The sequence below is a fragment of the Caldimicrobium thiodismutans genome, assembly GCF_001548275.1.
In the GTDB taxonomy this organism is placed as follows: domain Bacteria; phylum Desulfobacterota; class Thermodesulfobacteria; order Thermodesulfobacteriales; family Thermodesulfobacteriaceae; genus Caldimicrobium; species Caldimicrobium thiodismutans.
Genome location: NZ_AP014945.1, coordinates 393,539 through 416,496, shown reverse-complemented (window position 1 = coordinate 416,496; position 22,958 = coordinate 393,539). Strand labels below are relative to the sequence as shown.

The 22,958-nt window shown below is 37.7% G+C and carries 19 protein-coding genes and 1 pseudogene; 16 read left to right on the top strand and 4 right to left on the bottom strand.

Annotated elements, in window-relative coordinates:
* Positions 1-52: 52 nt before the first annotated feature.
* The 3 genes and pseudogenes from THC_RS02035 to THC_RS02025 all read left to right on the top strand — a co-directional run.
* Positions 53-925: pseudogene (locus THC_RS02035) on the top strand (methyl-accepting chemotaxis protein); the annotation flags it as partial.
* A gap of 362 nt (positions 926-1,287) precedes the next feature.
* Entirely contained in the window at positions 1,288-2,067 is a 780-nt protein-coding gene (locus tag THC_RS02030; RefSeq protein WP_068512647.1) for a ParA family protein, read from the top strand.
* A gap of 694 nt (positions 2,068-2,761) precedes the next feature.
* Positions 2,762-4,063 (top strand): C40 family peptidase, encoded by a 1,302-nt coding sequence (locus tag THC_RS02025; protein WP_231938366.1) that lies wholly within the window; start codon positions 2,762-2,764, stop codon positions 4,061-4,063.
* Here the strand turns inward: THC_RS02025 and THC_RS02020 are convergent.
* Genes THC_RS02020 through THC_RS02010 form a run of 3 tightly spaced genes read right to left on the bottom strand, consistent with a single transcriptional unit; the run spans position 4,041 to position 6,125 of the window.
* Positions 4,041-4,832, bottom strand: a complete 792-nt coding sequence (locus THC_RS02020; protein WP_068512643.1) for a 4Fe-4S binding protein — start codon at positions 4,830-4,832, stop codon at positions 4,041-4,043. The two genes, THC_RS02025 and THC_RS02020, sit on opposite strands and share 23 nt — an antisense overlap.
* 5 nt (positions 4,833-4,837) lie before the next feature.
* Positions 4,838-5,575 (bottom strand): ATP-binding protein, encoded by a 738-nt coding sequence (locus THC_RS02015; protein ID WP_068512641.1) that lies wholly within the window; start codon positions 5,573-5,575, stop codon positions 4,838-4,840.
* A gap of 19 nt (positions 5,576-5,594) precedes the next feature.
* On the bottom strand, positions 5,595-6,125 hold the full coding sequence (locus THC_RS02010) for a hypothetical protein (RefSeq protein ID WP_068512639.1): 531 nt from the start codon (positions 6,123-6,125) through the stop codon (positions 5,595-5,597).
* A gap of 286 nt (positions 6,126-6,411) precedes the next feature.
* Between THC_RS02010 and THC_RS02005 the strand changes: the two genes are divergently transcribed.
* Both THC_RS02005 and THC_RS02000 read left to right on the top strand, forming a co-directional pair.
* Positions 6,412-8,565: an ATP-dependent helicase gene (locus THC_RS02005; RefSeq protein WP_068512636.1), complete on the top strand. Its 2,154-nt coding sequence runs from the start codon at positions 6,412-6,414 to the stop codon at positions 8,563-8,565.
* On the top strand, positions 8,562-9,392 hold the full coding sequence (locus tag THC_RS02000; protein WP_068512633.1) for a hypothetical protein: 831 nt from the start codon (positions 8,562-8,564) through the stop codon (positions 9,390-9,392). The genes THC_RS02005 and THC_RS02000 overlap by 4 nt, the downstream gene beginning before the upstream one ends.
* On the opposite strand, the gene mfd is transcribed toward THC_RS02000, so the two are convergent.
* Positions 9,382-12,786 carry a transcription-repair coupling factor gene (gene mfd, locus THC_RS01995; RefSeq protein WP_068512632.1) on the bottom strand — a complete coding sequence of 1,135 codons (3,405 nt, stop codon included), beginning with the start codon at positions 12,784-12,786 and terminating at the stop codon, positions 9,382-9,384. The two genes, THC_RS02000 and mfd, sit on opposite strands and share 11 nt — an antisense overlap.
* Here mfd and THC_RS01990 point away from each other — a divergent pair.
* The 11 genes from THC_RS01990 to THC_RS01935 all read left to right on the top strand — a co-directional run bounded on the left by THC_RS01990 (position 12,781) and on the right by THC_RS01935 (position 22,958).
* The gene (locus tag THC_RS01990; protein ID WP_068512629.1) at positions 12,781-13,500 is read left to right on the top strand and encodes a creatininase family protein; all 720 of its coding nucleotides are present in this window, start codon (positions 12,781-12,783) and stop codon (positions 13,498-13,500) included. The two genes, mfd and THC_RS01990, sit on opposite strands and share 6 nt — an antisense overlap.
* A 342-nt stretch (positions 13,501-13,842) precedes the next feature.
* Positions 13,843-14,592: a PD-(D/E)XK nuclease family protein gene (locus THC_RS01985; RefSeq protein WP_068512628.1), complete on the top strand. Its 750-nt coding sequence runs from the start codon at positions 13,843-13,845 to the stop codon at positions 14,590-14,592.
* A 401-nt stretch (positions 14,593-14,993) separates the two neighbouring features.
* Positions 14,994-15,494 (top strand): rubrerythrin family protein, encoded by a 501-nt coding sequence (locus THC_RS01975; protein ID WP_068512622.1) that lies wholly within the window; start codon positions 14,994-14,996, stop codon positions 15,492-15,494.
* A gap of 437 nt (positions 15,495-15,931) precedes the next feature.
* The gene (gene metK / locus THC_RS01970; protein ID WP_068512619.1) at positions 15,932-17,095 is read left to right on the top strand and encodes a methionine adenosyltransferase; all 1,164 of its coding nucleotides are present in this window, start codon (positions 15,932-15,934) and stop codon (positions 17,093-17,095) included.
* Positions 17,096-17,107: 12 nt separating this feature from the next.
* Complete coding sequence (gene ahcY / locus THC_RS01965; RefSeq protein ID WP_068512615.1) at positions 17,108-18,364, top strand: adenosylhomocysteinase; 1,257 nt, start codon at positions 17,108-17,110, stop codon at positions 18,362-18,364.
* A gap of 6 nt (positions 18,365-18,370) precedes the next feature.
* Positions 18,371-18,754, top strand: a complete 384-nt coding sequence (locus tag THC_RS01960; protein WP_068512612.1) for a LexA family protein — start codon at positions 18,371-18,373, stop codon at positions 18,752-18,754.
* A 9-nt stretch (positions 18,755-18,763) separates the two neighbouring features.
* Positions 18,764-20,020 (top strand): DNA polymerase Y family protein, encoded by a 1,257-nt coding sequence (locus THC_RS01955; protein WP_068512610.1) that lies wholly within the window; start codon positions 18,764-18,766, stop codon positions 20,018-20,020.
* Between the two features lie 37 nt (positions 20,021-20,057).
* Positions 20,058-20,522, top strand: coding sequence for a metal-independent carbonic anhydrase family protein (locus THC_RS01950; protein ID WP_068512607.1), 465 nt, complete (start codon positions 20,058-20,060; stop codon positions 20,520-20,522).
* On the top strand, positions 20,516-21,043 hold the full coding sequence (locus THC_RS01945; protein ID WP_068512605.1) for an RNA methyltransferase: 528 nt from the start codon (positions 20,516-20,518) through the stop codon (positions 21,041-21,043). The genes THC_RS01950 and THC_RS01945 overlap by 7 nt, the downstream gene beginning before the upstream one ends.
* A gap of 512 nt (positions 21,044-21,555) precedes the next feature.
* Positions 21,556-22,158: a DUF6657 family protein gene (locus THC_RS01940; protein WP_068512602.1), complete on the top strand. Its 603-nt coding sequence runs from the start codon at positions 21,556-21,558 to the stop codon at positions 22,156-22,158.
* Positions 22,159-22,166: 8 nt separating this feature from the next.
* On the top strand, positions 22,167-22,958 hold the full coding sequence (locus THC_RS01935; protein ID WP_068512599.1) for a hypothetical protein: 792 nt from the start codon (positions 22,167-22,169) through the stop codon (positions 22,956-22,958).

Sequence of the window (22,958 nt, the reverse complement as noted above, 5' to 3'; positions counted from 1 at the left end):
AACAATTTTTTTAAGTGATAAATAAAATATTTATTAAAGAGGATAGAGCAAAATGAGAGAAGCAATTAAACATAGTTGGATTTATATTCCTCCATTTACATTTACAGTTAGCTTATTTGGTAGTATAGCATATAAATATTTTCCATTTTTTGATATACAATGGAAGGTATTTTTTACATTTCTTATACTAAATTTTATATTCCTCTCCATTTTTGGATATCTTATAATAAGAAGAGGATGTCCTTTTAAAAAACATTGCAAAACAATAAAAAATAAGTTCATAGATTTTATGACAGAAAAGTCAGTTACCAACACTCTACATACACAACTTTCAAATTTAAGTGAGATATATAATCTTTTATCAGAACATCTTTTATCAATAGTTAAATTTACAGAAGAAATGAGTATGGAACTTATAAACAAACTTTCCTATTTACATGAAAATAGCACAATACAAACGGAACTCATTAACAGTTCTGCTTCATCTGGATTAAATCTTATTTCAGAATTTGAAAAACAAGAAAGGCAGAGTGATGAACTAATAAAAATTTTGCAGAACCTATATCTTTCATATAGGAAAGACACCGAAAATAATATTAATCGCTTAAGATCCTTGGTTAATGAAGTAAATAAAGTGTCTAATTTTATATCTAATATAAAAGATATTGCAGAGAACACTAATCTTTTAGCATTAAATGCAGCAATTGAAGCAGCAAGAGCTGGTGAACATGGAAGAGGATTTGCTGTAGTTGCTGACGAAATAAGAAAGCTTGCAATGGAAACAGAAAAGATTTCAAATCAAATCATAAGTAATATTATAAAACTATCAGATAGAATAAATAAAGAATTTGAAAGCTTAAATATGGAATCATCTAAACTTGATAAAATGTTACAAGAATTACAAATAGAAAGTAAAATACAAACACAAGAATCATTCAAGAATATTGTGAATTTACTACATGATATTACTAAAAAAATTCAGGAGAAGAATGAACAAATTTTTAAAGTTGTTACCGATTTATTAGGAAATATTCAATTTCAGGATGTAATAAGGCAGAGGATTGAAACTATAATAACTGGTTTAAAGGACCTTTCTGAATATAATAAATCTTTTATAAATTGGCTCTTAAGTCTTGAAGTTGAAAAACAACCGATTGAAATAGAGAAGTTTTTTGATTCATTTTATCAGAAATATGTAATGCAAGCACAGAGAGACATTCATGCAAAATTTATAGGTAATGCGTCATATAAAAAGGAGGAATCTCCAAAGATTGAATTATTTTAATAATGGGCACTGTAATTACAATAACCAACAGAAAAGGTGGAACAGGTAAGAGCACCACTGTTGTTAATCTTTCTGCAGAATTTGCCTTTAGAGGAAAAAAAACTTTAGTCATTGACCTTGATACACAAGGGCATGCCACTATTGGGTTAAATTGTCCTCTGAATAGAAGTCAATATACCATTCATTCTCTTTTATGTGACCATAAAAATTTTGATTTAAAAGCTTTATTAAAGACAGAGTGGGAAAATTTATTTGTTATCCCTGCTGATCCTTTATTTGAACATGGAAAGGTTTTAAATCACGGAGCGTTAAAAGAGCTAATTGAAACAGCAGGATTTCGCAATGACTTTGACTTTATCCTGATAGATACACCTCCATCCTTTGACAGTTTACTGATTAATGCACTTTCAGCCTCTGATTATGTATTGATTCCCTTTTTGCCACATTTTTTATCCACAGAGGGGATAAAAAGTTTAGTAAGGGTGTTTTTTAAAATCGCAGTTTCCTACAATCCGTTACTAAAAATACTTGGATTTGTTCCTATAATGATGAATGAGAGAATTAAGCAGCACAAAAAAATATTTGATTTAATAGCCACTCAGTTTGGAAAAAACAGGGTATTTCACGGTATCAGGACAGATATAAAATTAGTTGAAGCCTTTGAAAATCATGCACCTGTTAGGTTTTATTCCCCTCATAGTCGTGGGGCTATAGACTATAAAATTTTGGCTGATGAGATATTGGTAGAAATTGAAATGAGAAAATCACTTAATTGCCAATAGAAACAATCAAAAATACAAAAGAAGGCTTTTGTATTTAGATTTCTGGATGATATAATATCACCCAGTAGGTGTAAACCAAAATGGAGGCTTTTTATATGACAAAACAAATGCTTTTTTCATTCAAAATAGGTCTAAGAACATAAAAATTTCCTTTTTTTGCATAAGTTCAGATCCTTACAAGAAAAAGGAAGGGTTGTAAGAGGGCAAACACATAGGTTTGCCCCTACATAAATCTGCAAAGGCAAGCAATAAAAGTAGTAGTAAAAATCCTCATAAGTCTCAAAAGATATGGGCCTACACAACAGCCTTGACTTTTTATTTTTTTAAGGTATAAAAGAATAAAAAAGTCGGTTTTTAAGCAAAAATGAAATCTTTGTCTTCTAAAAATATATTTTGGATTATTTTTTTCCTTCTTTTTCTTTGTAGCTCATCTTCTTTATATGCTTCAACCAAAAAGCATAAGAATTCATCTCAAGCCCAAAAGACAAAAGTACCTACTCATAAGGTCTCCTCAAAATCCAAGAAAAAAAAACCTTCTAAGGCAATCAATTCATCTCATTCCTTAGAGCGTAAAGAAAAAGGTAAAATTCATATAGTCAAAAAAGGAGAGACCCTTTATAAAATCTCAAAACTCTATGGTATTAGCCCTGAAGAAATCAAAAAAGCAAACCATCTCACCTCTGAAAAATTGTCTTTGAAACAAAAACTTATTATTCCTGGGAAAAATCTATCTCCTTCTCCAGTAGAAGAAGGGCATCCTTTAGTCCATGAAAAAACTGCTATCCCTTCAGAACCTCCTAAGGAGGAATCTTATATTACCCATCAGATAGCTAAGGGTGAGAATCTTTATAGAATATCCAAGAAATATGCTGTTCCTCTTGATGAAATCCTGCGGATTAACCAGGTTTCTCCACAGCAATTAAAACCTGGTATGACCTTGAAAATTCCAAAAAGTAAACCCTCCTATGAGGTCCAAAATTTAAAACCAGAAAAGACCAAGCAAGCTTTACCTCAAGAACCCCAAAAAATTTATTATATCGTCAAAAAGGGGGATACCCTTCAAAAAATCGCTAAAAAGAATGGTATCACCCTTGAGGAATTAAAGAGACTTAATCACCTTAGCGCCAAAAGGGTTAAACCTGGTCAAAAACTTCTGGTTAAGATCCTTCCTCCTGTAAGACCAGAAGAAAGAGAGCTTCCTGCTGCCGGTGAAGACAAATATCACATTGTTAAACCCGGGGAAACTCTTTATAGCATTGCTTTGCTTTACCAGGTTCCCCTTGAGAAACTGATGGAGGCCAATCACCTTGAAAATAATATTATAGTTGTTGGTCAAAAACTGCGCATCCCACCCAAATTAGAGATTGCTGAAAAACCCTTTGTCTTGCAGAGTCCAAAGGAGTCCTTAGAATCAAAAGAAGAGAGCCTATCCCAGAAATTTGAAAAAAATATACTTGACAAGAAAAATAAAATTCTTACCCCAGCCATGCTTTCCAAGGAAGGGGAAAAGGCCTTACAACAAAAGTTTATTGAACTCTCCGCCAATCTTGCCGATGCCCGTTATAAATTAGGAGGGACAGGCAATGGATATTTGGACTGTTCTGCCTTTGTAAAACTTGTTTACGAAGAGTTAGGGATAAATCTTCCTCGGAGTTCCTTACAGCAATATCAAGTTGGAGTTCCTGTAGAAAGATCGGAGCTAATTCCAGGAGATCTTGTTTTCTTCAAGACCAATGGCAAAAGAATCTCCCATGTGGGTATCTACATTGGGGACAATCGTTTTATTCACATCTCATCTTCTCGCAAAAGGGTCTCCATTGATGTTCTGGATGATCCATACTTTCAAAAGAGATATGCAGGAGCCAAAAGAGTGTTAAATGGTGAGGTGCTGGAATATTTTCAGGATTATCTGAATAAGGCTCAAAAAGATAATTCCTCAAAAAAATCTTTAACCAATCCCTCCTCTGAAAATACTACCTCAGAAGCAATTCTTTAGCCCTGTCCCAGCCAACTCTCTCAAGGATAGTTCCTAAGCGTTCCCCTTTTATATTATTCTCTTTATAAAATTGCACAACTTTTTTAAAAAGAGCTATTACTTCATCCTCTTTTGCATAAGTTAGAAAGGTTGCAAGTCTTGGATGTCTGCCAAGCTTACCTCCCAGATAGATTTTATATCCTCTGAAAGCCTCAGTTAGAGCGGATTCAGGGCAGATCTTTATACAATGCCCACAGCCCACACACCTTTCTTCATTCACTAAAGGCCCGAAATCAGTAAGGTTAATAGCAGACTCCTCACAGACCTCTACACAGGACCCACAAAAGGAACAGGCCTTGGGATCCACATCTACTTTTACCACACCATGAAGAGCAAAGTCCGCGATGTAAATCTGGGAGCAGGCATTGGGACATTCCGAAAGAAGAACCTTAAACTTGTGATGTGCTTTAAGAGGGCCCTTCACCTTCTCTCTCAATAAATCGGATATTTTCTCCTCCTCAAGAACCTGCTCAAGCTTTTTGAGTAACTCCTCAGAAGTAGTAAGGGCATTAGGGCAGGAATTAAGACCAAAACACCCACTTACCTCAAAGGCTCTTTCTGCCTGAGACATCTTATCTATAAGGGCACTTTTAGCAGAAAGCACCCCATCTAAGGTAACCCTTTTCAAGCCTCTCTCAGCAAGGTATTTCTCAATCTCTCTTTTCACTCTTCCCCTTACGAAAAAGGGAACTTTTTTAAGATACTCTTCAGCCTCCCTTTCCCACTCCATATAGCTCAAAAGACCTCCTCTCTAAGGATTTCTCCTTTAACCCCGATGGTATAAATCTTAAAGGGAATTTCCTTTTTAGCAAGCTTTCTTGCTTCATTGAGAATGTAAACTAACCCTTTACAACATGGAACTTCCATAATAGCTACTTCAACACTCTGAAGGGGTACCTTTTCAAAGATCTCGGCAAACTTCTCTACATATAGTTCGGCGGGATCAAATTTGGGACACCCTATCATAATTTTTCTCTCAGGAAGAAGCTCAAGATGAAGCTTAGGATAGGCAACTGAGACGCAGTCTGCACAAATAAGGAGTTTAGCCTCTCTCAAAAAAGGAGCACTGGGTGGAATAAGTCTAATTTGGACTGGCCAGTGAGAAAGAGCAGAGGGTATATTAGCTTCAATAGAGGACCTGCTTTCTGGTTCAAGCTCTCTTAACTGGTGGGAAGGACAACCACAAGCCAGTTGAGAAGTAAATGGTGAAGAAAGCTCAGCCTTCATTCTTTTTAAGTATTCTTCCACAGCCTGCTCATCAAATTCCTCAGCCTCTCTTTCCACAATTTTTAAAGCCCCTGTTGGGCATTCTCCAAGACATGCTCCCAGGCCATCACAGTAAATCTCACTTACAAGCCTTGCCTTGCCATCAATTATAGCAAGAGCTCCTTCAGCACAAGCAGTCACACATTTACCACAGCCATTACAAAGGGTTTCATCAATTTCAATAATTTTTCTTCTAATTTTGGCCATATTTATACCTCCCTCTGATTTAGTCCTTTATTAATGTTTCTATCAAGGCATCTTGAGTTAAATCAGCTGGTAAACCTTTTAACATGTGGCGTATCTCCTCCCAGAGGGTCTCGGGAAGATTAGCTTTTTTATAAAGCTCTTCCCTCTGATCAGGTGTTAAAAAATAAAAATAAAAGAGTAAAAGCTTTGTGCCTGGAGATTGCTCTTTGGACCTAAGTTCTTCTTCCAGAAGTTCAGCCCCTTTTTCTATGCGGGAAAAACTCTCTTTGTCCAAAAGTTCCTGAAGAAGGGTCAAAAGGCGCGTCTTCAAAAGATTAGCCTTTTCACGAATAAGCTCTGGAGGAAGCTCTCCTAAACATACCTCAGCATATTTACAATAAGCGGCACACCCAAAATCCATCCGTGGATTGGGAACAGCCTTTTTACATTGTGAACACTTTCTAACAGTATCATCCTTAAAGAATTCAATTGAGGCTCCACAATAGGGACATTTAACTTCAAAAATGGCATCCTCTCTCCAGTATCTCCAATCCTGCCCTGGACACTTCATCTTTTTCTCCTCCTGCCTACTAATATGATAAAAACTAAATCTAAATTAATCCTTGATTTAAATCAAAAAATATAAAAAGAAAAGAAGATTTAATTGGCTCTTTAAAGGAGGATCAGGTTGCTTTTTTTGCATAAGTTCAGATCCTTACAAGAAAAAGAAAGGTTGGAAGAGGTAAGAGGTGAAAGGAAGAAATAATGTGAAACCATATACATTTCATCATAAATAAAGATATGGACACATACATTTGCTCTTGGAAAGTAAAAGTTTAAGATTATAATTTTAAACTATGAGGGAATCCAAGAATTATCTTCAAGATTTAAATCCAGCCCAGAGAGAAGCTGTAGAGACCCTTTATGGACCCCTCCTTGTCATTGCAGGAGCTGGCTCAGGGAAGACGAAAACCCTGGTTTGCCGAATGGCTCATTTAGTTGAAAAAGGAATCCCTCCGGAAAAAATTCTTCTTCTTACCTTTACCCGAAGAGCAGCCAAAGAAATGATTGAAAGGGCAAGCCTCCTTTTAAAAAGGGACTTTCATAAAGTTACAGGTGGGACCTTTCACTCCCTCTGCCATACCATGCTCAGACAATATGGAACTCTGATAGGTTACAGCCCAAACTTTACTCTCTTAGATAGAACCGATGCCGAAGACCTCTTTAATCTTCTTAAAACAAGCCTTGGCTTAAGTGATAATAAAAAAAGGTTTCCTAAAAAGGATACCTTAGCAAACTTATACAGCAAGACCCTTAATCAGGAAAAATCCCTGGAAGAACTTCTTGACTCGGAATATCCACAATTCTTAGAGTTCTTACCTGAGATTCAAAGGCTTTTTGTAGAATACAAGATTTACAAAAAAGAACACCAACTTATGGATTACGACGATTTACTGCTTAATTGGCTTGAGATATTAAAAAATTATCCTCAAATCAGAGATGAGATGGGAAAAAGATTTCATTTCATTATGGTGGATGAGTATCAGGACACTAATACCCTACAAGGCGAGATTATAAAATATATGGCCTCTACCCATCAAAATGTTATGGTTGTAGGGGATGATTCACAAAGTATCTATCGGTTCAGAGGAGCTAATTATCGGAATATTTTTGATTTCCCTAAAATTTTCCCCCAAACCAAAATTATCAAGCTTGAACAAAATTATAGAAGCACCCAACCTATTCTTGATCTTGCAAATGTCATTATTGCTAATTCTAAAATAAAATATACCAAAACCCTCTTTACCCTTAAAAAAGAGGGAGCAAAACCTGTGCTTTTCAGAGCCAAGGATGAAGCAGAAACAAGCAAATTTGTGGTTGATAAGATTTTAGAACTGAGAGAAAAGGGAATTAAACTCTCTCAAATAGCGGTTTTATTTCGCTCAGCCTATCACTCTTACGAACTTGAGGTGGAACTTGCTAAACGGGGCATACCCTTTGTTAAATATGGAGGCTTAAAACTTCTTGAGTCTGCTCATATAAAGGATCTCCTTGCCTTTTTAAAAATTATATTAAATCCTCGGGATTTTCTTTCCTGGAACCGGGTGCTTCTTCTTATGGAGGGAATTGGCCCTCGCACTGCAGAAAAAATTATTCAGACCCTGAAAAGAGAAGCTTTACCCACCTCATTAAATCGAATTCTGGGACTTAGCCCTTCTCACGAGCTCAAAAGATGGCTTGAATTATATACTACCATAAAGCCCTATGAAGAAGAAAGCCCCTCCGAGATTTTGCAAAAAATCTGGTATTTTTATGAACCCCTATTTCAACGCATCTATTCTGAGGACTATCATAGAAGAGTAAAAGATTTAGAGGGGCTCTTTTCCTTAGTCCTTAAATACAAAAGCCTTGATGAGTTTGTATCTGATCTCCTTCTTGAACCCCTTGAAATTACTGAATTAGAGGGTGAGACCTTAGATGAGGATCCCCTTATTTTATCTACCATTCATTCTGCCAAAGGCTTGGAATGGCATACAGTCTTTATCCTCTCTTTAATTGAAGGTAGATTTCCCTCGCTATATAGTCTAAAAAATACCGATGACCTTGAAGAGGAAAGAAGGCTCTTCTATGTTGCGGTAACCAGAGCCAGAGAAAAACTCTTTCTTCTCTCCCCCCTTATGGTTTATTTGCCCGGAGAAGGGAAAACCTTTGCTAAACCCTCCAGATTTTTAACCGAGCTTCCAAAGACCCTATATGAGGAGGTCAATTATACTACCCCTGAGGAAAAAAGCTCCCATATCAAACCTGTTACAGAAAACTATATGAATACTCATTATTCAACTGAGCTTTCCTCAACAAGCTCTTTTAAAATCGGAGACTTTGTTAAACACCCTCATTTTGGAGAAGGAGAGGTTCTTGAAGTAATGGGAGAAAAAATTAAGGTCAATTTTATCAGTAAAGGGCCAACTATTTTGCATCTTAAATATACTCAACTTGAGAGGCTTCTATGAAAGAAAAAATCAATCTTTCAGCTAAACTTAAAGAAAGGGTTTTAGTCAAAAATCTTTCATTAATGTCCTTAGATAAACTCCCATCTGATATTTATAAAAACCTACCAAATTTAATTAAGAATTTTCTCCTCCTTTATGGAGGCAATCTTTTCAAAACTAAACTTGATGTTCTTTCAGATAGAACTCTTTTTATTCACAAAACTCCAGATCTTCCGAATTTAAAAAAAGGTGAGATTCTTCTCTTAATTTTACCTTTTTCTCAAATAAGATATGTCTTTCAAGTAAAGGTAGGAGAGGTAAATGAAACAGGCTATAACATAGAAATTCTTGATCCCAGAAAATATGAAAGAATTTTTGTAAAAAACAAGGTGCATGTCTTTTTCTCTTACATTCCTCCTCAATATGTTCAGTCATTTATTCAAAATCCTGAATATCAACTTTTAAGAGAAAGCAATTTTACCCTTGAAGCTTTTCCTACCTTAGAGGAAATTCATCTCTATGACCTTGTCTTAAATGCTAATCACAATATAGATGAAAATTTCAAAAAATTAATCCAGAAGACTTTCATCACAGGAGAACTTATCGATTTTTCTAAAGGAGGTTTTTCTGCTAAAATCCCAACCCAGATCCACCTTTCTGATGATTTTGGAGTATTTTATGTAAAATACAATCTCCAATTTTCAGATAAAATTTTCAAATTTGCCCTTTTTGTTCACTTAAGAGACCTTGATTATAAAGATGGATTTACCTTTTTTCACATGGCTTATCTAACAGAATTGAGAGAGGATTTCTGGAAGGCCTTAAGAAATCTTCTAACTACTGCTTAATAGTCTGACAAATCTTTAAGGCAGAATCGAGAAAAGGTCCGTCCACTTTATAGATTAAAATTGCCCTTTCCTTTTCATCCTTAACTTTTAAAAGCTGATAACTTTCATTCTGAGAAGCCTTTCTAAATTTCGGAAGAAGATAGAGATCTTTAATATAAAAAAGAAGATTTCTTCCCTTTTCCTCAATTGATAAAATTTTTAGGCTCTTCATATAAAGTTTTAATTGATAAATCTTAATAAGATTTTCAGCCTCCTTTGGTAGGGCTCCATACTTATCCTTTAAAAAATCCATAAAATCCTCAAGTGCTGAAAAGGACTTAATGAGCACAAGTTCTCTATAGAGACTCAATCTTTCTTCAGTCTCTGGCACATATTTAGAAGGAATAAAGGCTGGCACCTTGATATTAACCTCAGGTTCCCAATCCTCAATCTCCTCCCCCTTTAAACTACGAATGGTGTTCTCAAGGAGTTCCAGATAGAGTTCATAGCCCACTTTATTGATGTGTCCTGATTGATTTATTCCGAGAAGCTCCCCTGCACCTCTTATCTTTAGATCACTTAAAGAGAGTTTAAAACCTGAGCCAAGTTCAACAAACTTCATAAGGGCCTTTAATCTCTTCTGAGCATTTTCTGTTAAACCTTTTAGATCTGGCACAAGAAGATAACAATAGGCTGTTTCCTGTCCCCGCCCTACCCTTCCTCTAAGTTGATAAATATCCGCAAGTCCAAACATGTCTGCCCGATTGATAAAAATAGTATTAGCTGAAGGAATATCAATTCCACTCCCAATGATAGGGGTGCAGACAAGGATATCTACCTTCCTCTCTAAAAAATTAAAGATAGCCCTTTCAAGTTGAGATGAATCCATCTGACCGTGCACAATCTCAATATGGGCTGAGGGCATAAGTTTCTCAAGAAATTTTGCAAGGCTTGTAAGACCCTGAATGCGTGGATGAACGAAATAAACCTGACCTCCTCTTGAAAGCTCCTCCTCAAGGCCTGCTTTTATGACTTCAGGATCAAAGGGGGTAAGAAAGGTCTTAATACTTTTTCTTCCCAAAGGAGGTGTTTCAATCAAAGAAAGATCAAAAATTCCAAGAAGGCTTAATTGAAGGCTCCTGGGAATAGGAGTAGCTGAAAGAGATAGAACCTTTACAGCCTTTTTAAGTTGTTTTAAACGCTCCTTTTGCCTTACTCCAAAGCGGTGCTCTTCATCAATTACAAGAAGTCCAAGGTCTTTGAACTGGACATCCTTAGAAAGAAGTCTATGGGTCCCAACTACTACCTGAATCTCACCTTCTTGCAAGGCTTTGAGAACAGCCCTTTGTTCTCCTTCACTTCTTAACCGTGAGAGAATCCCCACTTTTATACCAAAGGAATCCAGTCTTTCTTTAAAATTGCGGTAATGTTGTTCAGCAAGAAGAGTTGTGGGAGTAAGGCAAGCTACTTGTTTTCCTGCCCTTGCAGTAACAAAAATGGCCCTCAGAGCTACCTCCGTTTTTCCAAAGCCTACATCTCCTACCACAAGCCTTTCCATTGGCTTTGAACTTTGAAGATCCTCCAGGACTTCTTCAATAGCTGAGAGCTGATCCGGGGTCTCTTCATAGGGGAAGGTCTGGGAAAATTCTGCATAGGAGAGATTATCCACAGGAATAGAAAATCCCTTAAGGGTTCTTCTTTCAGCATAGAGCCTCAGGATTTCTTCAACCACCTCAGTTAATTTCTTTTCTACTTCCTTTCTCTTTTTAAGAAAGGTCTTTTTCCCCAGTTTATCTAATTGGGGAATCTTTTCTTCCACTCCCACATAGGGATAGAGTTCTTCAAGTTTGGTCACAGGCACATAAAGTTTGTCTCCCCCTTCATATTCAATCTGAAGAAACTCCCCCTCAAAACCATCCACTTTAAGTGAGATCAATCCCTGAAACCTTCCTATACCATGAAGCTTATGCACCACATAATCACCGGGTTTGAGGTCCTCAAACTTTCTAAAGTAGCCCCTGACCCGTTTCAAGGCTTGTTTTTCCTCTTTTTTAAAAATTCTCTTTCCAAAGAGTTCAAAATCTGAGGTAAGGACAAGTCCTTTATCTGGAAAAAAGAAACCATCTTGGAGGTCTCCTGTAAGAATGCTCAAATGATCAAAATCCTCAATACCCCTGTATCTTAAACCATCAAGAATAGCCCTGGAATTTTTTTCATCTTGCACAAATAAAAAAATTTCTCTTCCTGCAGAAAGGTGTTCTTTAAGAAAATTAAAGGCCTGTTCAAGCCGGGAAGCTTCCCGGGAAATTTCATATTTCTGCAAAGGAAATAAAAGGGTATCTCTGTCAGCCAGAGGAAGCTCAAAGGCCTCAAGAGTTGGATATCTATCAAAAAAGGCCGTTACTTCTTCAATAGTTGCATAAAGTTTTTCCTCAGCCACTAATAGCCTTTCTTTCTCCTTAGCCTTCTTGGCAGAATTATAGATTCTATCCCAAAAAACTTCCATCTCTTTTAAGAGTTTTTCTCTTTCAAAGAGGACAAAACAGATCTTTTCTCCGAGATTTTCAGGCAAAAGTTTCAAATCTTCCCAAAGGAGGGGAAGAAGAAAGTCAGGATTTTCAAGGATTATTTTATTTTCTACCATTTGCAAAAGTTCGGATATTCTTTTTTCAGAAAGTTTATCCTTATAGCTTAAGATTTTTTCATAAAGAGGCTGGGAATCCTTTGGAAAAAAAAGTTCCCTTGCGGGAAGGATACTTAATTCCTCAAGATATCCAAGCCTCCTCTGAGTTTCAGGATCAAAGGCTTTAAGGCTTATAACCTCATCTCCAAAAAATTCAATTCTTGTGGGATAATCATTCTGAGGAGAAAAGAGATCAAGAACTGCTCCCTTAGAGGTAAACTCTCCTTTACTTCTAACCACCCCTACCCGTTCATAACCAAGTCTTACTATGTCTTCAATCAAGGTCTCACGATCAATCTTTTCACCTGGCAAAAGATACAGATAATTTAGCTTAAGCTGTTCTCTGGAAATGGTTCTTCTGAGAAAACTTTTGATCTCAAGGGCAATTACCTTTAAAGTAGGAAGCTCCCACAGGACCTTAAGGCGTTCCCTTTCTTCTTCATTGAGGGTAAAGACTTCTGCAAAGGGAGGGATCCCTAAGGCAGGATAAAAAGATGCCCTATTCTGCGAAAAGGCCTTGTAAACAGATAAAAAGTCCTTGGCACTTTCTTGATTGGGAAAAAGGGCAATCAAAGTATATCCATCAAGATCAGGCACTTTCTCTGCCCCTAAATAATACCCTAAAAAAGAGGGATTAACCCCTGAGAGCCTTTTGAATCTCATCTTTTTATCCTCAAATTTAAAAATTATCTTCCAATTTTCAAGTTTTCCCAGTATATTAAAAATATGCAAATTGAAGAATTAACCTCTTATGAGTTTGAAGAGCTCTCTAAAAGGATCAAGGGGGTTATTCTTCCAGTGGGGTCAATTGAGGCCCACGGGCCCCATCTCCCCTTAGGAACAGACCTTTTCACTATTTACGAAATCTGCAAAAGAGTAATAAAGAGAATAGAGGTCTTTCTTGCTCCTCCTCTCTATTTTGGCCTCTGCAGAAGCACCCGGGATATACCAGGCACTCTTTCTCTTCGCGGTGAAACCCTTAAAAGCTTGCTCTTTGATCTTTTAGAAAGCTTCTATCGTCAGGGATTGAGAAAATTCATCATTCTTTCTGGACATGCTGGAGGGACGCACAATGCCTTTATTATTGATACCGCAGAACAATTCATAGAAAAATATCCGCAAACACGCTTTTTTGTAGCAGATATTATCAATTTACTTAAGGATACTTTAAAAGAACTGGGGATCCCTGAGAATGATTCCCATGCAGGAGAGTGGGAAACCTCTCTTATACTTTATCTGAAAAATGAATTAGTAAAGCCCCTTGATAAGGCCTTTGAGGATTATCCAGCCTTTCCTAAATATCAGGTTGTCCCTGAAAAAAAGCTCTTTTGGGCCTCTGGCATCTGGGGAAATCCGCTTAAAGCCACCCCAGAAAAGGGAAAGATAATTACTGAACAGCTAATTATCAAACTAACAGAACTTCTCTCCCAATTTTTGAGTTCTTAAAAGTTTTGACTAACTGCATAAGTTCATATCCTTACAAGAAAAATGGTGGTAAAAGGTGAGATGGGAGAGTATGGGAAGTCCTTACGAGTCTGCCCCATTAAAATTATTCGACTGGAGTCGAATGTATCTGCCTGGGATAGACAGGGAGATAAACAATCATTCATCCCTACCAAAGGTTTTAGAATATTTATACAGGGAAGGTTTTATAGTTTAAGATAAAAAAAATCCAATTTATCTACCAAAAGAGGTAAATTTTAAATCTTGAAAGATATGGACTTATACAACCCTCTTGTTTTTTTTCCTTTTTCTTTTAAGTTTAGGAATTAATGGGGGGAATTTTTTATGCAAAGGGCTAAAAAAAGTATCATATCCAAAGTAGCTTTAAAGGAAATGTTAATTCGGGATCTCCCCGAGCTTTTAAAGGAAGATCCCCTTCTTAAGGATTATGTAGCAAGTCTTTTCAAAGAAAATTTTGCAGACAAAAAAACTACTGAAGAAGAGATTAAAGCCCTTTTAGAGGAGATTAAGAACCTAAGAATTGAGAGTGAAAAAAGATGGGAAGAACATTCAAAGAGGCTTGAGGAACATTCTCAGATACTGAAAGAGCATTCAAAGAAGCTTGAAGAACTCTCTCAAGGCAATAAAATCCTGATGGAAGAAATCCTTGCCTTAAGAAAGAGACAGGATGTGCAGATTGGTGCCCTCGGGGCAAGATGGGGAATTAAATCAGAAAAAACCTTTCGCAATGCAGTAAAAGGGCTTCTTGAGGAAACCTTTGGGGTTAAGGTAGAACATTATGAAACAACTGATTTAGAAGGTGAGGTCTTTGAAGGTTTTCCTGGAAAAAGGGTTGAAATTGACCTTATTATTAGAGATGGTGAGCTTATTGTAGCTGAGATTAAATCTTCCGTTAGTCCTGGAGATGTTTTGCTTTTTGAGAGAAAGGTAAAGTTTTTTGAGAAAAAAGAAGGGAAAAAAGTCACAAGAAAGATAATTATTTCTCCTATACTTGATCGTGAGGCAAAGAACTTTTGCAAAAGTCTTGAGATAACCTTTTACACTGATGTCCCTGATAGAGAAGAAGGATTATAAGAGAAGCAAAAAATTTACAAGTTTTAGTTGAAAAGTATAGAATTCCTTTGTCAGATTTATCAGATTATTTTGGAAAAAGTGGTCTTTTCGCATAGGTTCTGATTATTTCAAGAAAAATAAAGGGTGATAAGAGGTGAAAGGGGAGAGGTGAAAGGGGAGAGTAGAGGGAGGCCCTTGCGTGTCTGCCAAATCTTTGTCTGTCTGCCCAATAACTTAAAGGAACATATAACAGGCAAACGCCACAAAGGGGCAAACACATAGTTTTGCCCCTACTAAAAAAATCCAATTTGTCTACCAAAAGAGGTAAATTTTAAGTCTCAAAAGATATGGCTGCATACAAACTATTGACAAAAATAATTTTCTTTTTATAATAGTTTTAAATTAAATTCGGAGGTGTAATTATGAAGGAGATGACAAAGGAGTGTTTAAAGGGAGCTTTAGCTGGTGAATCTCAGGCCTGTGTAAAGTACTTGATTTTTGCGGATAAGGCTGAGGCAGAGGGCTTTCCTCAGATTGCAAGACTTTTTAGAGCAGTTGCTTATGCCGAAAGGGTGCATGCTGAAAACCACTTGAAAGCCCTAAATGGAAATGGAACGCTGGATAATCTTGAGACCGCTATTAAAGGGGAAAACTTTGAGGTTGAGGAGATGTATCCTGCTTATAAAGCTGTAGCTGAATTACAAGGAGAAAAGCAAGCCTTAAGAGCCTTTCATTATGCTATTGAGGCTGAAAAGATCCATGCTGCTCTTTTTGCTGAGGCCAAGGAATCCGTTAAAATGGGAAGAGACCTTGATATCGGAGATATCTACATCTGCCCCACCTGTGGACATACAGCGGTAGGTAAAGCACCAGAAAGATGTCCAATTTGTGGGGTCCCGGGTGAAAAATTTAAAAAATTTTAACTTTTCAAGTTTCTTTGATAAACATACTGCCCCCTCTTAATGAGGGGGAAATCCCTCTCATTATAAATTGCATATCTTTCAATTTGTGACTCTTACTTAATTCTTTTTAAAATTTAAACCAGGTCTCCTGATTGAACAAATCTTAGATTTTTTGGCATAATGCACTAAAAAAGCTCTCTTAAACATTGGATGTTTAAGAGATGTGCTAAATTAGATTTAGAAGGATATTTTAATTAACAGGCAAACACATAGATTTGCCAAAAGAGGGCAAATACAGAGGTTTGACTTTACAAAATACAGGTTCCTTTTCCAACAACTAAGTGGTAGAAAAAATCCTATAGAGTCCTAAAAGATATGGACGCATACAGTTGAGTTGATAATAAAAAAATTTATAGTAAATTTGTTTTTCAAGAATTTTGTGGAAGGAGGGCTAAAAAATGCTTGTAAAAAACTTTCTTTTTACCTCAGAATCTGTAACCGAGGGGCATCCGGATAAGGTTGCAGATCAGATCTCTGATGCTGTGCTTGATGCCATTTTGGAAAAGGATCCTTATGCCCGAGTGGCATGTGAGACGCTGGTGAACACAGGGATGATTCTCATTGCTGGTGAGATTACCACAGAGGCCCGTGTGGATTATCCGACTATTGCCAGAGGTGTAGTCAAAGAAATAGGTTATAACCACTCAGATCTTGGTTTTGACTATCAAACCTGTGCTGTTTTAATTAGTATTGACCGCCAGAGCCCTGATATTGCCATGGGAATTGAGAGGGATGGAGAGATTGGAGCTGGAGACCAGGGGTTGATGTTTGGTTATGCCTGTGATGAGACCCCTGATCTTATGCCCATGCCTATATGGTATGCCCATAAACTGGCCATGAGGCTTGCAGAGGTTAGAAAAAAGGGAATACTCCCCTTCCTCAGGCCAGATGGGAAAACGCAAGTAACTGTAAGATATGAGGATAGACGCCCTGTTGATGTTCACACGGTTGTCATTGCTGCTCAACATGATCCAACCGTTACCTTAAAAGAACTCAGAGAGGCTATTTATGAAGAGGTGATCAAAAAGGTCATTGCCTCTGAACACTTAAGATCAGATACCAAAATTATAATCAATGGAACTGGAAGATTTGTTATCGGAGGTCCCTTAGCAGACTGTGGAATGACAGGAAGAAAAATAATTGTTGATACCTACGGAGGAAGGGGCCACCATGGAGGAGGAGCCTTTTCTGGAAAGGATGCCACTAAGGTTGATAGAACTCCTTCTTATTATGCCCGTTATGTAGCCAAGAATCTTGTTTCAGCAGGAGTAGCCCGGGAGCTTGAAGTTCAGGTTGCTTATGCCATTGGAGTTCCGGAACCCTTAGCTATAAATGTTAATACCTATGGGACAGAGGCTATACCCGTTGATAAAATCCTTGAGATCATAAACAAACTCTTTTGCTTCAGGCCCAAACACATGATTGATTATCTTAACTTAAGGCGCCCCATTTTTAGAAAAACTGCCTGCTACGGACACTTTGGAAGACCTGAGCCTGAATTTAATTGGGAAAAGGTAGATATGGTGGAAAAAATTAAGGAACTTGCTGGTTTTGACAGATAAAGGAGGACTTTTATGGATTATCATGTAAAGGATCTTGCGCTTGCAGATGAGGGATTGAGGCTTGTTGAATGGGCTGAAAGGGATATGCCTGTTTTGAAACTTATAAAAGAAAGATTCTCCAGAGAAAAACCTTTAAAGGGTATCAAGATTGGGGCCTGCCTTCATATTACTACAGAAACAGCTAATCTTGCCAGAACCTTAAAGGAAGGGGGAGCTGAGGTTTTTCTTTGTGCATCAAACCCCCTTTCTACTAAAGATGAGGTTGCCTCGGCTCTAGTGAAGCACTTTGAGATTCCTGTCTTTGCTATACGAGGAGAAGACAGAGATACCTATTATGCCCATATCAAAGCAGTCCTTGACAAAGAGCCCCATCTTACCATAGACGATGGAGCAGATCTTGTAAGCACCCTTCATAGAGAGAGGCCCGGTCAGGCAGATAGAATTCTTGGAGGGACAGAGGAGACAACGACCGGGGTTATAAGACTCAGGGCCTTAGCCAAAGACGGGCTTCTCAAGTATCCCATCATTGCAGTAAACGATGCCCTTACCAAGCACCTTTTTGATAATCGCTATGGCACAGGCCAATCTACTGTTGATGGAATCCTCAGGGCTACCAACCGGCTCCTGGCTGGATCTGTTTTTGTAGTTTCTGGCTTTGGCTGGTGCGGAAAGGGTCTGGCTATGCGAGCCAGAGGAATGGGTGCAAGAGTAGTTGTAACTGAGGTTGATCCCCTCAAGGCTCTTGAGGCAGTCATGGAAGGCTATCTTGTTATGCCCATGGAAAAGGCAGTTGAAATTGGTGATTTCTTTGTAACTGTAACGGGGTGTAAAGGAGTGATAAGAAAAGAACATTTTCTTAAAATGAAGGATGGAGCAATTGTTGCCAATTCTGGACACTTTGATGTGGAAATAGATTTAAAGGGTCTTTCTGAAATTACAACTTCTGTAAGAAATATTCGTAGAGAGGTAGAGGAATATACCCTGGTCAATGGAAAAAGAATCTATGTGCTCTCTCAGGGAAGATTGGTTAATCTTGCCTCAGCTGAAGGGCACCCTTCCGCAGTTATGGATATGAGCTTTGCTAATCAGGCCCTTTGTGTAGAATACCTTATAAAAAATCAAGGTAACCTCTCCAGGGATGTCTATTCTGTCCCTGCAGAAATAGACAAGGAGATTGCCCGACTCAAACTTATTTCCATGGGAATTGAGATTGATACCTTAACCCCTGAACAGGAAAGATACCTTTCAAGCTGGGAAGAGGGGACTTAGTCTACCTTGGAGATACTCTTTCTCGGATACATCTCAGCAGGCTTTCCCTCTCAATCTGAAGATACCCTTTTAGAGAGCATTAGTATGGAGGAGTGGCTCATTTCCAATCCCTCCTCCACTTTTCTTATTCGGGTAGTTGGAGAATCTATGTTAGAAGCTGGTATCCTCCCCGGAGATTATGTTTTAGTGGATAGATCTCTAACCCCTAAGAATAATGACATTGTTGTTGTAAGGATTGAAGATGAATGGACCATGAAGTATTTTTTTCGCGAAAAGGGAAAAATTCTTCTTAAACCTGCCCATCCTCAATATCAACCCCTTATTCTCTCTCAGGAAAGAGATGGAGAGGTCTTCGGGGTAGTTATTGCAGTTATTAGAAAGTATCGTTAAAATAAGGGTATGGATTATCCCCTGAATATTTATGGGTTTCCTCAAGCTATTCTTCACCTTGATGCCAATGCCTTTTTCGCCTCGGTAGAACAGGCAGTCAATCCTGAACTTAAAGGGAAGCCCGTTGTAGTAGGTAAAGAAAGAGGGATTGTTACTGCGGTAAGTTATGAAGGCAAGGCCTTAGGAATCAAACGGGGAATGACTATCCTTGAGGTCTCTCGTAAATTCCCTGAATGTGTAATCCTTGAATCGGATTACGAAAGGTATTCCCTCTTTTCCTTAAGGCTTTTTGAAATTTTAAAGAGATTTAGCCCTATGGTTGAGGAATATTCCATTGATGAGGCTTTTGCTGATTTAAAGGGTCTGAGGAGATATTATCGGTCAAGCTATGAAGAGCTGGGCTTAAAAATAAAGGAAACCATTAAGAGAGAGCTGGGGATAACTGTTTCGGTAGGCATAAGCCTTACCAAAGTGCTGGCTAAGGTTGCCTCAGGATTTCGCAAGCCCGATGGTCTAACTTTGATAGCTGGAAGAGAAATTCATCATTATCTCAAAAATTTACCAATTTCAGAGATCTGGGGAATTGGTCCTCAGACCTCAGCCCTCTGTGAAAAACTTGGAATTTATTCAGCCCTTGACTTTGCAAAAGCCAGCGAGAATTTTATAAAAAAACACTTTACTAAACCCCATTACGAGATTTGGCTTGAATTAAGAGGGGTTCAGGTCTATCCCGTTATACCTGATATAAAGGCAAATTACAAAAGCATTAGCAAGGCCCTTTCCTTTACACCAACGGATAATCAGGAATTTCTCTTAGCCCAAAGCGCCTTTAACCTTGAAATGGCCTGTTTTAAAGCCAGGGCTTATGGGCTTTCAGCTCAGAGGCTCCTTTACTTTTTAAAGGACCAGGAATTTAAGGTGCATGCTATGGAATTAAAACTTCCCTACCCTTCTGCCTATCCCAGAGACTTGCTTCCCCTTTTGCGAAAGGCCTTTGAGGAACTCTATAGAGAAGGGCTTCTTTTCAGGCAAGTGGGGGTTATTTTAAAGGATCTTACCTCCAAGCAAAGACTTCAACTGGGTCTTTTTGAGAAAAACAAAGGCACAAAGGACTTAAAAGGCCTTTATAAAACTGTTGATGAGATTAACCTGAAATATGGAAGAACAACTCTTATACATGGAACGAGCCTACCTGTAACCAAGGAAAAACCCCTTGTCAAAGGAAGGGCTCTTAAAATCCCCTTATTACCGGTAAGCCTGGTTTAAAATTTTTCATATAAAACCTTAAAGAGAGGAGGCTACTATGAGTATTACCCCTGAAGAGATTCGCAAGATTCAAGAAGAATGGAAAAAAGGGATTCTTGAGATAAGTAAGGCCTATCAGATGGGGCAGAATTACAGGGAACTTGCAGAAAATTTTTTAAAAAGGCTTTATGCATACGATTATGGAATAGTGCTTTTTAAACCTACCTTAGCCAGAGAAGTGCCCTTTAGATTAAATTTTGAATCAGCTCTTTCCTATTTTATAGGTGGAAAATATCCTGAAGACATTGGGTTTGCTCTGCAAAATTTTAGGGAGATTGAATTTGAAATAGCAGGAGAGCTATATTTTCAGGACATAGCTCTATCTCAGGGAAAATATCTCTTTTATTTGAAAAATTCCGAGAAAGCAAGGGATGTTGAGTTTACCTTTGTCTATAAAAAATTTGAAGGGGGTTTAATAAAAATTATTGCCCATCACTCCTCAATTCCCTATGGTGCATGCTAAAGAAATTAGAATCAGATGAAATTCTGGCTCGCTGGAGTAAAAACAGGAGAGCGCAACCTTTTCCAGTAGTAGCAATTCTTGATAATTTAAGAAGCGCCTATAATGTAGGCTCCATCTTTCGCACGGCAGAGTGTGCCCATATTGAAAAGCTTATTCTCTGCGGAATTACTCCGACTCCTCCTCACGGTGGAATAGAAAAGACTGCCCTTGGCACAACTAAATCCGTGCCCTGGGAGTATGCCCTTTCCGTGCTAAGCACAATAGAGGCTTTTAAAAATAAGGGCTACACAATAGCCTCCTTAGAAATTACAAATCAAAGCATCCCGGTGCAGGAAATAAAAAAAGAGCATTTCCCTTTAGCCCTCATTATAGGAAACGAGGTCTCCGGTGTCTCAGAAGCAGCTCTTTCAGCCTCGGATTTAATCTTAGAGATACCCCTTTTTGGCAAAAAGGAATCCCTAAATGTCTCCATAGCCTTTGGAGTTGCCATCTTTTTACTTTTGGAAAAACTAAAAAAATAAAATATCTGCCCCAATAATGCAAAGGACGAATTGCCTCATTAAAAATCTATTCGAAATTTATCGTTGCCTCATATAAAAAATCTCAGCTCCTCTCTTGAACCTTCACGAAAAAACTATCTATTTCGCCCATCTTGAATTTAAGAGCTTAGTTCTTTCACAAAGCTTATTTCAAGGAAAGAATAGGTGGAAAGGTAAAGGAGCTTTGCAGAAAGATAAGGAGTTATCAGAAAATGCTTGAGAGAGCATATTTATAGAAAAAAGGGAATTATTATCGGGAAAAAATTGATCATAAAAAGGAGGGGAAAGTAAAATAATTTCCTTTAGAAAATTAAATGAGGCATTACGAGGAACACATAATGGGCAAACACATAGGTTTATCCCTACTATATTAATTCTCACCTGCCTGCGTAAGCAGGAAAGATAAGGACGCATACATAGAATTGACAAATCTTTTAAAATGAGTATCTTTTAATATGTCTAAAAAGGGCAAATAGTGGTGTTAGGAGGCTTAGATGGGTGATATTATAAAGAGTGCTTTAGAGATCGCTTTGGAAAAGGCTGAAAAGATAGGTAAGGCCTCCCCTGAAGAGCTGGAATGGGAGAGATTAAAGGAAAGGGCATTGTCTTTGGTTGGAAAATATCTAAAAAGGGAGACTCAGGATTTTAAGGGCGAAGTTAAAACCTTCTTAGCTAAGGTTCCTGAAAGGCATAAGAAAAAAGTTTTGAAGGTTGTGCTGGAGGCTCTTTTAAAAAATCTCACTCTACCTAAGGAAGAATACCACTTAAAGGATAGCCAGGAACTTCTGAAAACTCTCAAGGACTTTTTAAATCAGATTCCTCAAGTGGATAAATTATTAGAGGAGACGCAGAAAATGCTTCAAGAATATTTCTTTCAAAAGGAGGCTCTCTATCAGGAGATGGTAAGAAGATTCTCTGCAAGCCTGAATGCCTTAGAAAAGGCAGTTTCTCAACAAATGGGGACAGAGGTAAAGCTCTCGCCAGAAGCACATCCTCAATTTCAAGAGGAATGGAGAAAAATTAAAGATCGCCTTGATCAAGAATACGAAAGGCAACTTGAATACATTAAGGCCCTTTTACTTAAAATCTTTGCATAGTTTTCTCTATGAAACTTAAAGTCTTTCTCTACCCTCAAAGCCTTTTTTATCCACCCAAGATTCTGAAAAGCCTTGACCATGTAGAAGAATTCTTTCTGATAAAACTTATAAAAACCAGGGAGCGCATTCAGAAAAGATTCCCTCAGCTCTTATCAAAAATAAAATTCCTGAATTTTTCGGAGAAGATCCAGTTATCTGAAGAGCTTTTATCAAGAGTGCTTGAGGAGATGCAAAATCTTGCTCTTTATCTCAGAACTCCTGATGCCTTAAGACTTTATCATCTTCATCAAGACCTCTTTGAAGAGGCCTATCCCCTTTTCCCCAAGAAGAAGGCCTTTAACTCCCCAATTGAAAAGGCCTATTTACTTTTAAGCATAGCGGAAGAGTTAGATGAAAACCTTTTAGAGGTCGCCTTCTCTTTAAAGAACTTTATCACCAAATGGCAGGAATTTTTTGAAGAAAAGATTCTCTTTAAAGATGAGACCATGGAGGATTTGTCTTCTGAAGGGGCCTTACAAGAAATAGAAGTAGAGGAGCTATGGGAAATAGAAAAACGCATAAGAGCGCTCCAAACTCTTTTACCCTTCCTAAACTGGCAAGAGGCTAAAGATTTAAAAACCCTCCTTATAACTGAGGCCAGTATTCTTGAAGAATTAAAAGATGGAGAGGAACTTATAGAGGATATTGACCTTACTTCAGGTTTAAATCTTCTAAAAATTAAAGGAAACCTTAATAAAAAAATAGGCCTTCCTAAATCAGGGGACTTTCCTCTTTTTCAACAAATTCTTTTTGTTGCCTGA

Bases quoted from the DNA above. Each gene is read 5' to 3' on its own strand.
- THC_RS02030 (WP_068512647.1), top strand. From the start codon at position 1,288: ATGGGCACTGTAATTACAATAACCAACAGAAAAGGTGGAACAGGTAAG.
- THC_RS01975 (WP_068512622.1), top strand. From the start codon at position 14,994: ATGAAGGAGATGACAAAGGAGTGTTTAAAGGGAGCTTTAGCTGGTGAA.
- THC_RS01945 (WP_068512605.1), top strand. From the start codon at position 20,516: ATGCTAAAGAAATTAGAATCAGATGAAATTCTGGCTCGCTGGAGTAAA.
- THC_RS02005 (WP_068512636.1), top strand. From the start codon at position 6,412: ATGAGGGAATCCAAGAATTATCTTCAAGATTTAAATCCAGCCCAGAGA.
- THC_RS01985 (WP_068512628.1), top strand. From the start codon at position 13,843: ATGCAAAGGGCTAAAAAAAGTATCATATCCAAAGTAGCTTTAAAGGAA.
- ahcY (WP_068512615.1), top strand. From the start codon at position 17,108: ATGGATTATCATGTAAAGGATCTTGCGCTTGCAGATGAGGGATTGAGG.
- THC_RS02010 (WP_068512639.1), bottom strand. From the start codon at position 6,125: ATGAAGTGTCCAGGGCAGGATTGGAGATACTGGAGAGAGGATGCCATT.
- THC_RS01990 (WP_068512629.1), top strand. From the start codon at position 12,781: ATGCAAATTGAAGAATTAACCTCTTATGAGTTTGAAGAGCTCTCTAAA.
- THC_RS02015 (WP_068512641.1), bottom strand. From the start codon at position 5,575: ATGGCCAAAATTAGAAGAAAAATTATTGAAATTGATGAAACCCTTTGT.
- THC_RS01940 (WP_068512602.1), top strand. From the start codon at position 21,556: ATGGGTGATATTATAAAGAGTGCTTTAGAGATCGCTTTGGAAAAGGCT.
- metK (WP_068512619.1), top strand. From the start codon at position 15,932: ATGCTTGTAAAAAACTTTCTTTTTACCTCAGAATCTGTAACCGAGGGG.
- THC_RS01950 (WP_068512607.1), top strand. From the start codon at position 20,058: ATGAGTATTACCCCTGAAGAGATTCGCAAGATTCAAGAAGAATGGAAA.
- THC_RS02020 (WP_068512643.1), bottom strand. From the start codon at position 4,832: ATGGAGTGGGAAAGGGAGGCTGAAGAGTATCTTAAAAAAGTTCCCTTT.
- THC_RS01955 (WP_068512610.1), top strand. From the start codon at position 18,764: ATGGATTATCCCCTGAATATTTATGGGTTTCCTCAAGCTATTCTTCAC.
- THC_RS02000 (WP_068512633.1), top strand. From the start codon at position 8,562: ATGAAAGAAAAAATCAATCTTTCAGCTAAACTTAAAGAAAGGGTTTTA.
- THC_RS01935 (WP_068512599.1), top strand. From the start codon at position 22,167: ATGAAACTTAAAGTCTTTCTCTACCCTCAAAGCCTTTTTTATCCACCC.